Origin of the sequence: Marinobacterium sp. xm-m-383, from assembly GCF_013283255.1 — a bacterium.
GTDB lineage: Bacteria > Pseudomonadota > Gammaproteobacteria > Pseudomonadales > Balneatricaceae > Marinobacterium_E.
Genome location: NZ_WBYT01000005.1, coordinates 232,914 through 244,599, shown reverse-complemented (window position 1 = coordinate 244,599; position 11,686 = coordinate 232,914). Strand labels below are relative to the sequence as shown.

The following is an 11,686-nucleotide window of genomic DNA, read 5'->3' as shown; positions in this document are numbered from 1 at the left end:
ACACCTCTCTATTTGACGCGCGGTAACTCTAACCAACTGGTGGTGTAACGCGGAGAGAGCATTTCACGCTTCATATCCCAAGGATTTCGGTCGATACGACGGGCAAACTGTACTTGACCCGTTTTATAGTTAATCTGATCCAGGGTAGTCATCAACGCTTCACTGCGACTGTCCCCTTCCGCACAAAATAGCGTCTGCTGCTGAAGCTTTGGATCGTAAAAGTCGCTCAACATCACACCCGCTTTGGCAAACTGATAACCACCTAACCAGATACGCTCTATCAGGCGCATCGAAGCGGCCAATAGCCGTCGCGTATCATCCGTTGGCTCTACCAGTCGTTCACTGGTGGAGTTGGCATACTGCGGCTGACTCTTTGCAAACGGACTGGTGCGCAAAAAGACCTGCAGATGCTGAGCCACCTGCCCCTCTTTACGCAACTTCTCTGCAGCACGCGTAATGAAACCGGCAATCGCTTTGCGCATCTCCGCTAGCTCGGTGATGCGTTCACCAAAGGAGCGCGACACGACAATCTGCTTCTTGACCGGCGGGGTATCGTCAAAGGGGATACAAGAGACCCCGTTGAGTTCAGACACCGTCCGTTCCAACACGACAGAGAAGTGTTTTCGTATCCATTTAGGGTCAGCATCGGCAAGATCTAATGCACTCTTAACGCCCATCGACTCCAGACGTTGACTGATACGACGTCCAACACCCCAGACATCACCCACCTCGGTCATTGCCATCAGCTTACGCTGTCGTTCGACCTCGGTTAGATCAACCACACCGCCCGTAGAGAGGTACTTTTTAGCCCCCTGATTGGCCAACTTCGCCAAGGTTTTAGTGGTCGATATGCCAACGCATACCGGTATACCAACCTCTTTCTCCACTTTGCTTTTAGTGAAACGACCAAACTCCAACAGTGAGTAGTTTTTCTGCAGCCCCGACAGATCCATAAAAGCTTCGTCGATTGAGTAGACAAACACTCGCGGGGCGATCGATTCCAGCGTATTCATAACACGCGCAGAGATATCGCCGTAGAGTGTGTAGTTTGACGAGAAGGTGCAGATACCGTGTTGCTCTATCAGCTCTTCAATCTGAAACCGAGGTACCCCCATTTTGACGCCTAGGGCTTTCACCTCGGCACTGCGCGCAACAGCACAACCATCATTATTAGAGAGCACCACCATCGGCACGCCCTGCAGGTCTGGACGAAACAGCCGCTCGCAAGAGACATAGAAGTTATTGCAATCGACCAGCGCGATCACTTGCGACACTACTTCAACACCCTGACAACACTGACCACCACACCAAACACTTGCAACTCACTCCCCTCTTTTAACTCGATGGGCGAGTAGCGTCGATTCTGTGGAACCAGACGCACGCGTGGACGTAGCTGCAGCGTCTTCACCGTCATCTCACCGCTGACACTGGCAATCACCACGTCACCATGCTGAGCGGTCAGCGATCGATCGACCACCAAGACATCCCCCTTGTAGATACCCACACCGTCCATAGAGTCACCATCGACACGGACGAAATAGGTGGCATTGGGGTGCTTAATGCAGAGCTCATTAAGACTCAACGTCTTATCAATATAATCTTGAGCCGGTGATGGAAACCCAGCCGGAACACTCTCTGTATAGAAAGGAATTTTTAAATGGTCAGCGGTAAGATCGACCGCATCAGCTATCTGCGTAATCGCCATCGTTAATACCTAATCAATCGATATATACTGTATGGATAAACAGTATATATCGACTACTAAAAATTAGGCAATCTGATTATCGGATTTTATGAGTTGAGTGAGGCTTGCAGCTCTGACACGAGAGTCTCGACCAGCTGCGCAGCAGGCATGGATCTCGCCAACCCAGCACCTGTTCCAGCCCAGTGTGCGGCATACCCCTCGTCGCCCTGTGCAGCAGCGGCTGTAGCCAACTGCTTCATCGCATCATAGGTCAGAGGGTAATCGGGAATGTCCGCTCTGTTGTCAGGCTCAATCTCTGTATGAGCTCGGTTGATAATGCCGCGAGCCGGTCGACCGGAGATGGCTGATGTGATCTCGGTGTTAACCGCAGCGCCACGACTTAGTTTGGCTCGATATCCAGCATTGGCCGAAGATTCAGGGCAGAGCACAAAGGCTGTTCCCATCTGTACAGCCGCAGCGCCAGCATGCAACGCGGCGGCAATATCAGCCCCTGTCATAATGCCGCCTGCGGCAATAATCGGCCGTTCAACAGAAGAGACCAACTGAGTGACCAGATCCATTGTCGTTAGCCCTGAATCCTGGTGAGGATCGAAGAGACCACGATGCCCGCCTGCCTCGACACCCTGAGCCACCAAAGCATCAACACCCGCCGCAATCGCTAACTGCGTTTCGCTCAACGAGGTGACACAGGCCAGCGTCAGGATACCCCTGTTTTGTAACTGCTTAATCCAAGCAAGCTCAGGCAGACCAAAATGAAAGCTGACAACCGCAGGCTGCTCTTCTAACAGTACCGCCAACATATTGGGATCATCTAGGAAGCTTAGGTAGATCTCATTCAATTGAGCGGGTGGATTCGCACCGAAACGATCGAAATGCGGAGTTAGGCGCCCAATCCAATCTTGCTCAAGCTCTGCACTACGCTGAGGTTGCTGATGACAGAACAGGTTCACGTTGAATGGTTGATCTGTCAAAGCCCGCGTTCTCTGGATCAATTGACGCGCGGTATCAGCATTAACAGCTCCGACCGCAATAGAGCCCAACGCTCCCGCATTAGAGACCGCCGCGGCCAGTTCAGGTGTCGACACACCCGCCATCGGCGCCTGAATAATAGGATGGGTAATACCGAACCCAGCCAGACCGGAGCTATTCATCATCTTCTATCCAAATTAGGCTGGCCATACGCCCAGTTTGAGCTTGGCGACGGTAAGAGAAAAAGCGCTCCGAATCAGTGTAAGTACATAAACCGCCGCCAAAAATCTGACGAACACCGGCTCTGTTTAGACGCAATCGAGCTAGTTGGTAGATATCAGCTACCCAGCGCTCATGATGCGAGGGACTGAGCTTAAACGCGTCACGCGACTGGGCCAGATCGTCAACGAAACGGTCATACACCTCCTGACCCACTTCAAACGCATCGGGACCAATCGCCGGCCCCATCCACACCATGACCTCAGACGGATCATCAAACTGCGAAAGTGTCTGCTCTAACACACCTTCCGCTAAGCCACGCCAGCCAGCATGCGCAGCTGCCGCTTTGCTACCTGATCGATTGGTAAATAGAACGGGCAAGCAGTCTGCGGTCATTATAACGCACGCAACTCCAGGTTCTGTTGTGTAACAGGCGTCCGCTTCACGAATCTGTTGATCTGAATAGGCTTCAACCACTTCAACACCGTGAACTTGCTTCAGCCACTGTGCCGGTTTTACTAGAGAGAGTGAATTCAGAAGAGACTGACGGTTATCCAAGACGGCTTGGGGGTCATCCCCAACGTGATCACCTAAATTAAGCTGATCAAATGGCGCTGAGCTGACACCACCCTGGCGCGTCGTACAGAGCGCTTTAATGTTCGGCGGTGCCGGCCAGTCAGCCCAGATTAGGTTCATAGTTCGTAATCGTATTTCGTCGCATCTTTATCAAGAACGGTCAGCAGGCGCTGCATATCGTCTGGAAGATCGATCTCCCAGCTGCAGTGCTCACCGGTAAAGGGGTGCCAAAGCTCCAACTTTTTCGCATGCAGCGCTTGGCGACGAAACCCTTTCAAGGTCTGTACCATACGCTCGCTGCAGTTCTTCGGCAGACGGAAACGACCACCGTAGAGCGGGTCGCCGACCAGTGGGTATTTAATGTGCGCCATGTGAACGCGAATCTGGTGCGTACGACCTGTCTCAAGCTTCAGGCGAATGTGAGTGTGTGAACGAAACTTCTTCAACACGCGGTAGTGTGTGATCGCCTCTTTACCCAGCCCCACAACCGCCATTTTAAGACGGTTCTTACTGTGTCGACCCATCGGCTCATCAACGGTACCACCACCAATCATGACACCCTGAACAACCGCTTCGTATTCGCGACCCATCGAACGCTCTTGTAGCTGCTCAACCAGATCTGTTTGCGCTTGAATCGTTTTAGCCACAACCATCAGGCCGGTTGTCTCACGATCAAGGCGATGCACAATACCGGCCCGCGGTACCTGAGCTACCTCTGGGGCGTGATGCAACAGAGCATTCAACAGTGTTCCTTCGGCATGACCCGACGCAGGGTGTACCACCAAACCCGAGGGTTTGTTCAGCACAAGAATGTGTTCATCTTCAAACACGATATCGAGCGGGATATCCTCACCCTTATGCTCTTCAATGACTGCGATTTGAGCGTCGACGACAATCTTTTCACCACCGGTCAGCTTGTCGCGCGTACGCAGCACTTTGCCATCAACGGTCAACTCCCCCTCTTTTATCCACCCCTGCAGGCGTGAACGGGAGTAGTCGGGAAAGATCTGCGCAACGGCTTGATCGAGTCGTTTACCGTAGAGTTCATCGGGTACAACGGCTTCAAGGTGAATATGTTCTGACATTATTGCTCTATCTGGCTCTAAGAGTGTTTTGGTGAGCTAAGCTCTGTGTTTAAATAAGGAATATTGAATAGTATATCTCAATAGAGATCGCAGCGCTGAACCGCTGTATATAGATTAGGATGTAAACATGCGTTTTAACCGACTGATTCCCGCTCTTTTCGCTGCCACCCTACTGGTGGGTTGTAGTAGCAATGGGGAGAAAATAGAGCCAGATGTTCCTGAGGAGCAGCTCTATGAAGAGGCGCTAAGTGCAATTGATGCGGGCAATAACCAGCTCGCGATCGAGAAACTACAACTTCTTGAAGCGCGCTACCCATTTGGCCGTTACTCTGAACAGTCACAGCTAGAGTTGATCTACGCACACTTTAGAATGAACCAAAACACCTCTGCTGCAGCCGCAGCCGATCGATTCATTCGTCTACACCCTAATCACGACAACGTCGACTACGCCTACTACATGAAAGGGTTAAGCGCCTTTGAAGCCGAGCGCTCTTTCTTTGCTAAATACCTACCCATTGATGTGGCTCAGCGTGATCCAGGTGCAGCACGCGACTCGTTCGACAGTTTTACAACCTTGATTAACCGCTTCCCAGACAGCGAGTACGCCGCCGACGCGCAACGTCGTATGCAGTACCTCAAAAACCGTCTAGCCACCTACGAAATCCACGTCGCACTCTACTACATGAAACGTCAAGCATGGCTGGCAGCCGCAAACCGTGGTCGTTACGTGGTTGAGAACCTACAAGAGACTCCGGCAACACCGGATGCCTTGGCAATCATGGCAGAAGCTTACACTGAGCTTGGACTGACTGAACTGGCCGCTGATGCGAGTACTGTCTTGGCAACCAACTTCCCTGACTACCAGGTTCGCTCATTCAAAGCACCACGCAATGATCTGATCTACACCGCAAGCTTTGGCCTGCTCGGTGAAGGGACAGAACTGGCGGAGCCGATTCAACCAACCAGCTCACTGGCTCAACCGGTGCGTGCCGATGAAGCGCCAGCGACAGAGGCGACTGACACATCAGAGCAAGCAGATGAGGAGCGTTCTCTATTCGATCGCATCACCTTCGGACTGTTCGAATAGTCAGAAAAAAGATAGAAGAAAGGCGACCATTAGGTCGCCTTTTTTATGCGTTCGACACTCTAAATTGAGTGGCTAACAGTGGGTGGCTTAGCCAACCCACTTACGTGCATTACGGAACATACGCATCCATGCACCATCTTCACTCCAATGATCTGGAGCCCAAGAGTTCTGTACGGCACGGAACACTCGCTCTGGGTGAGGCATCATGATGGTGACACGACCGTCGGCAGAGGTAACACCGGTAATCCCCTCTGGTGAACCGTTCGGGTTCGCTGGGTAGTTCTGCGTCAATTCGCCGCGGTTATTTACATAACGCAACGCCACGGTACCTGAACCACTTAGATTAGCCAGATGCGACGCATCGGCAAATTCAGCGCGACCTTCGCCGTGTGCAACAGCGATTGGCATACGCGAACCTTCCATACCCGCTAGGAACAGTGAGTTCGATTTCTGCACTTCAACCATCGCCACACGAGCTTCAAACTGCTCAGACTCATTGCGCACAAAGTGTGGCCACAGCTCAGCACCTGGAATCAGTTCGTGTAGGTTAGAGAGCATCTGACAACCGTTACAGACACCCAGTGCGAAGCTGTCTTGGCGCTCGAAGAAGGCACTGAATTGATCACGCGCACGGTCATTAAACAGAACCGATTTCGCCCAACCTTCACCTGCTCCCAGTACGTCACCGTAAGAGAAACCACCACAAGCGACCAAGCCTTTGAAGCGATCCAGCTCAATACGACCCGCAAGGATGTCACTCATGTGAACATCAACCGTATTGAAGCCAGCGCGATCAAACGCGGCAGCCATCTCAATTTGACCATTAACGCCCTGCTCACGCAGAACAGCCATCTCTGGACGAACCCCAGTAGAGATAAAGGGTGCGGCAACATCTTCATTCACATCGAACGAAAGGTCAGCATTCAGACCAGGATCTTCAGCATCCAACAGCGCGTCAAACTCCTGCTTGGCACAGTCTGAGTTATCACGTAGCGATTGCAGCTGGTAAGAGGTCTCTGCCCACCAACGCTGCAGTGTCACTCGGCTTTCAGAGTAGACCTCTTCATCATCGAAACTGATGTTCAACAGATCATCAGGATTCAAAGCACCAACCACTGATGCGATCTCACCGATACCAGCCGCATTCAACTCAGTCAGTACCTGTTCTGTATCTTCACGCTTAACCTGAACGACCGCACCGAGCTCTTCCGCAAACAGCGCCGCTGCAATTTCAGACTTATCAGATGCTAGAAGATCTAAACTCAAGTCAACACCAGTGCGACCAGCAAACGCCATCTCTGCAATGGTCGCTAGGAGGCCACCGTCTGAACGGTCGTGGTAAGCCAGCAGTAAACCTTGCTCATTCAGGCCTTGAATGGCGGCAAAGAAGGTAGAGAACTGATCCGCATCATCAAGATCTGGAACATCAGCGCCCACTTCGTTAAATACCTGCGCTAGTGCCGATAGGCCCAAGCGGTTTTTACCCTGCCCAAGATCCAACAAGATCAGATCCGTTTCACCTTGATCCGTGCGAAGCTCAGGTGTCAGTACACGGCGAACATCAGAGACGGGTGCAAAGCCAGAGATCACCAATGAGAGTGGTGATGTCACAGATTTCTGCTCATCAGCATCCTGCCATACAGTACGCATCGACATCGAGTCTTTACCCACTGGAATCGTAATACCCAGTTCAGGACACAACTCCATACCTACCGCGCGAACGGTATCGTACAGCTTCTCATCTTCACCAGGGTGACCTGCAGCACACATCCAGTTGGCTGACAGCTTCACATCACTTAGGGCTTCAATCGGTGTGCCAGCAAGGTTGGTGAGTGTCTCACCAATCGCCATACGACCAGATGCAGGGCCATCAACCACAGCCAGTGGTGTACGCTCACCCATTGCCATCGCTTCACCGGTGTAACCGACAAAGCCTGTCGAGGTTACTGCACAGTCGGCAACAGGTACCTGCCAAGGTCCAACCATCTGATCACGAACAACCTGACCAGTAATCGAGCGGTCACCAATGGTGATCAAGAAAGATTTAGAGGCAACTGCTGGCAGCTTGAGAACACGTTCAACCGCTTCAGCCAGTTTAATGTTGCTGCTATCAAATGCAGGCACTTCGTACTGTGCGCGAGTAACCGAACGGTGCATTTTAGGCGGTTTACCAAAGAGCACGCTCATTGGTAGATCAACCGGTTTATTTTCAAAGTGTGTGTCGTTCAGAGTGAGGTGGTGATCTTCTGTCGCTTCACCGACTACAGCATAAGGACAACGCTCACGCTGACAGATCTCTTCAAAACGCGGAAGATCCGCCGGTTTAACCGACATCACATAACGCTCTTGCGCTTCGTTACACCAGATCTCTAGCGGAGCCATTCCTGGCTCATCGTTGTTGACGTTACGTAGCTGGAAGTAACCACCACGACCACCGTCTTTTACCAATTCTGGGAATGCGTTCGAAAGACCACCTGCCCCTACGTCGTGGATAAACTCGATTGGGTTGGCTTCACCTAGCTGCCAACAGCGGTCAATAACCTCCTGACAGCGACGTTCCATCTCTGGGTTGCCACGTTGAACAGACGCAAAATCAAGATCGGCTGATGAACTGCCCGAACTCATCGAGGATGCAGCACCACCGCCCAGACCGATCAACATTGCAGGCCCGCCTAGACAGATCAGTTTAGAACCAACCTCGATCTCACCTTTTTCAACGTGGTCAGCACGGATGTTACCCATACCACCGGCCAGCATGATCGGTTTGTGATATCCACGTACCTCTTCACCGTTTGCGCCAGGTACCGATTGTTCAAAGGTGCGGAAATAACCGTTCAGGTTTGGACGACCAAATTCGTTATTGAACGCCGCGCCACCAATTGGACCTTCGATCATGATATCGAGTGGCGACACTATGCGTTCAGGCTTACCGTATTTCGACTCCCATGGTTGCTCAAAACCAGGAATGTTTAGATCAGAGACCGTAAAGCCGGTTAAACCTGCTTTAGGTTTAGCACCACGACCTGTTGCACCTTCGTCGCGAATTTCACCGCCAGAACCCGTTGCAGAGCCCGAAAAAGGCGCAATAGCGGTTGGGTGGTTGTGGGTCTCAACCTTCATCAGGATGTGTACAGGCTCATCATTGTAGCCGTACTGTTGAGATTCAGAGTTCGGGTAGAAACGCGGTGCCTGCCAACCTTCGATAACAGCCGCGTTATCTTTGTACGCTGATAGAACTTTTTCGCCGCCTAGCTCATTGGTGTTCTTGATCATACCGAACAGAGATTTCTGCTGCGCTTCTCCATCGATATCCCAAGAGGCATTGAAGATCTTGTGACGACAGTGCTCTGAGTTCGCCTGTGCAAACATCATCAACTCTACGTCAGCTGGGTTACGGCCTAGTTCTTTAAAGCTATCGACAAGGTAATCGATCTCATCTTCAGCCAGTGCTAGACCCAATGTTTGGTTAGCGGTAGCCAACGCTTCACGGCCACCACCTAGAATATCAACACGACCCATTTCGCGTGGCTGTTCGTGTCTAAATAGTGAGCTAGCTTGCTCTAGGTCGCTCATGACCGCTTCAACCATGCGATCATGAAGCACGGCCTGAACATCGCTCAACTCTTGCTCGCTTAGCTCTGCCGCACTCTCAACGTAAAACGCCGTACCGCGCTCAATACGATCAATCGCATCCAAACCACAGTTATGTACGATATCAGTCGCTTTAGAAGACCAAGGTGAAATAGTACCTGGGCGAGGAACAACCAGAATAAGTTTGCCTTTGGGATCTTGCTGATCCGCTTTTGGCCCATATCGTAGTATACGCTCAAGAATTGAGTGTTTCTCAGAACTCAACTCAGAGTTCATATCGGCAAAGTGAACAAACTCCGCATAAAGTCCGGTAACTGACGGAACTTTTTGGCTAACAGCGTTAAAAAGCTTAGCGTGACGGAAGGCAGAAAGAGCTGGAGCTCCGCGCAAAACGAGCATGGTTTCAGAGGCCTCTTGGTGATCCTGCGAATCAGGCGTTGGAAAACGTGCAATTTTAGCGCAAACTGACGCAATTAGGGAGAGCTAGCAGCTAATCAATACGAATGTTTATCCTTCGACAAGCACCAAGATTAAGACCGTATATCTATACTGCCGGCATTCTGTTTCTGGCGGTTTGGATTGTCTTGACCAGTGCTAACCGAAAACCGCTGATCGAACAGATAACAGATAGAGGCTATCTACGTGTCGTTTCACTTGCAGCCCCCCTATCCACACTCGATATTGATCAGACTCGCACAGGCTTTGAGTATCAACTTGCGACAATCTTTGCCGATCATCTAGGTGTTGGTATCGAATTCATCATTGCCGAGGATCACCAACATGTTTTTCAGGCTCTGCGTGATCGTCGAGCCGATATTGCAGCTGCCAATCTTCACCTAACGCCATCTCGAGAGTCGATATACCAGCCCCATCCAAGCTATCGCGACAGCCGCACACTGATCATCTACAGAAAGACCCAAGGATTCAAGCGCCCTAAATCATTCGCTGATATCAAAGAGGGCAAGATTCTTGCTTTGGATGGCAGCGCCGAGGCGGCCCAACTGCTCAGCATCAAACCCGATATAGAGGTTGATCTTTTGGAGGAGCTCAATCATCTAGATCTGATGACACTGCTGCAGAACCGAGAGGCCACCTTCGCGGTTGTACCTTCCGATCTTTTCAGTCGCGTGAAAAGCTATCACCCCGAGTTAGCAAAAGCCTTTGAGATCCAAAGCGATGCTCCTGCTGTTTGGTACTCGCTAAAAAGTGAAGATCAAACTCTAAACCAAGCCGTAAGCGATTGGTTAGAAAAACCCGAATCCAATAGGCTGATTGAGCAGCTCAACAGAGACTCTACCCCACCCAAAAATCCCCTTAACTTTGTCGAGACACACGCTTTTCGCATGGCACTTGAGGAGCGCTATAAGCCTTTAAACCCCTACTTCGTTGAAGCAGGCGAGTTGGTTGGGCTCGATCATCACATTCTCGCCGCGGTGGGCTATCAAGAGTCGCACTGGGATGAGGATGCCGTTTCTAGCACAGGCGTGCGAGGCATCATGATGCTCACGCAAGCGACAGCAGAAGAGATGGGGGTTGAGGAGAGAACAGACCCCAGAGAGAGCATCATCGGGGGTGCAAAATACCTGAGAAAAATGGAAGAAAAAGTGCCTGATCGTATTCCAGAGCCCGAACGACTTTGGTTAGCCATGGCCGGTTATAATGTTGGCTTTGGACACCTAGAGGATGCTCGCATACTGACTCAACGTGGCGGCAAAAATGCTGACAGGTGGGAGGATGTAGCGCAGTTTTTACCACTACTTGAAGATCCAGAGATTGCGGCCAAAACCCGTCATGGAGAGGCTCGCGGTAGTGAACCCGTCACCTATGTGAACAACATTCAAAAGTATACGCAGATCATTGAACCGTTCAGGCGGTTGAATCAAAACCGTTCTATCAAACTTAAACCTCTGGATTAGAGGCCTCGCCAAACTTGTTGAGCCTGGCTTGTCGCTTTTCATCTCGACGGCGTGCAAAGAAGTCACTGATCATTGATGAGCACTCATCTGCCAGTAACCCACCCTGCACTTCCACACGATGATTGAGCCAAGGCTGAACAAAAAATTGAGCTTGGCTAGTTGCCACCCCCGCTTTGGGCTCCAAGGCTCCGAACACCAATCGCTTGATACGAGAGTGCACAATGGCACCAGCACACATAGAACAGGGTTCGATCGTTACATAGAGCGTTGCATCCACAAGGCGATAGTTCTCAAGACGATTAGCAGCATCCCTGAGGGCTTGGATCTCTGCATGTGCTGATGGATCACAGCCGCTGATTGGACGATTAAAGCCACGACCTATGACTTGATCATCAAGGACAACAATTGCACCCACAGGCACTTCGTTGTGCTCACCCGCCTGCGCCGCTAGCTCAAGCGCCTGCCTCATCCAATACTGATCGTCCACATTACGTCCTAAATTTTAAAACCCTATGGTAACTTGCACCCCAAAAACAAA

General features: G+C 51.2%; 9 protein-coding genes. 2 read left to right on the top strand and 7 right to left on the bottom strand.

Translation table 11 applies throughout. The features are described from left to right. Positions 1 to 8 precede the first annotated feature (8 nt). The 5 genes from umuC to rluD all read right to left on the bottom strand — a co-directional run bounded on the left by umuC (position 9) and on the right by rluD (position 4,554). On the bottom strand, positions 9 to 1,274 hold the full coding sequence (gene umuC / locus XMM383_RS10085; protein WP_371744236.1) for a translesion error-prone DNA polymerase V subunit UmuC: 1,266 nt from the start codon (positions 1,272 to 1,274) through the stop codon (positions 9 to 11). Next, the gene (gene umuD / locus XMM383_RS10080) at positions 1,274 to 1,705 is read right to left on the bottom strand and encodes a translesion error-prone DNA polymerase V autoproteolytic subunit (protein ID WP_173481187.1); all 432 of its coding nucleotides are present in this window, start codon (positions 1,703 to 1,705) and stop codon (positions 1,274 to 1,276) included. The genes umuC and umuD overlap by 1 nt, the downstream gene beginning before the upstream one ends. Positions 1,706 to 1,791: 86 nt before the next feature. Beyond that, the gene (locus XMM383_RS10075) at positions 1,792 to 2,859 is read right to left on the bottom strand and encodes a nitronate monooxygenase family protein (protein ID WP_254443126.1); all 1,068 of its coding nucleotides are present in this window, start codon (positions 2,857 to 2,859) and stop codon (positions 1,792 to 1,794) included. Further along, positions 2,849 to 3,589: a peptidoglycan editing factor PgeF gene (gene pgeF, locus XMM383_RS10070; RefSeq protein ID WP_173494917.1), complete on the bottom strand. Its 741-nt coding sequence runs from the start codon at positions 3,587 to 3,589 to the stop codon at positions 2,849 to 2,851. The genes XMM383_RS10075 and pgeF overlap by 11 nt, the downstream gene beginning before the upstream one ends. Further along, positions 3,586 to 4,554, bottom strand: a complete 969-nt coding sequence (gene rluD / locus XMM383_RS10065; protein ID WP_173481190.1) for a 23S rRNA pseudouridine(1911/1915/1917) synthase RluD — start codon at positions 4,552 to 4,554, stop codon at positions 3,586 to 3,588. Before rluD ends, pgeF begins: the two co-directional genes overlap by 4 nt. A gap of 127 nt (positions 4,555 to 4,681) precedes the next feature. Here rluD and XMM383_RS10060 point away from each other — a divergent pair, with 127 nt between their 5' ends. After that, a complete protein-coding gene (locus XMM383_RS10060; RefSeq protein WP_173481191.1) occupies positions 4,682 to 5,641 on the top strand; it encodes an outer membrane protein assembly factor BamD in 960 nt (319 codons plus the stop codon). A gap of 87 nt (positions 5,642 to 5,728) precedes the next feature. On the opposite strand, the gene purL is transcribed toward XMM383_RS10060, so the two are convergent. Beyond that, complete coding sequence (gene purL, locus XMM383_RS10055) at positions 5,729 to 9,631, bottom strand: phosphoribosylformylglycinamidine synthase (protein ID WP_173483008.1); 3,903 nt, start codon at positions 9,629 to 9,631, stop codon at positions 5,729 to 5,731. A gap of 104 nt (positions 9,632 to 9,735) precedes the next feature. Here purL and mltF point away from each other — a divergent pair, with 104 nt between their 5' ends. Then, positions 9,736 to 11,148, top strand: a complete 1,413-nt coding sequence (gene mltF, locus XMM383_RS10050; RefSeq protein ID WP_256368159.1) for a membrane-bound lytic murein transglycosylase MltF — start codon at positions 9,736 to 9,738, stop codon at positions 11,146 to 11,148. On the opposite strand, the gene tadA is transcribed toward mltF, so the two are convergent. Beyond that, a complete protein-coding gene (tadA, locus tag XMM383_RS10045; RefSeq protein WP_371731755.1) occupies positions 11,132 to 11,635 on the bottom strand; it encodes a tRNA adenosine(34) deaminase TadA in 504 nt (167 codons plus the stop codon). The two genes, mltF and tadA, sit on opposite strands and share 17 nt — an antisense overlap. Positions 11,636 to 11,686: the final 51 nt, after the last annotated feature.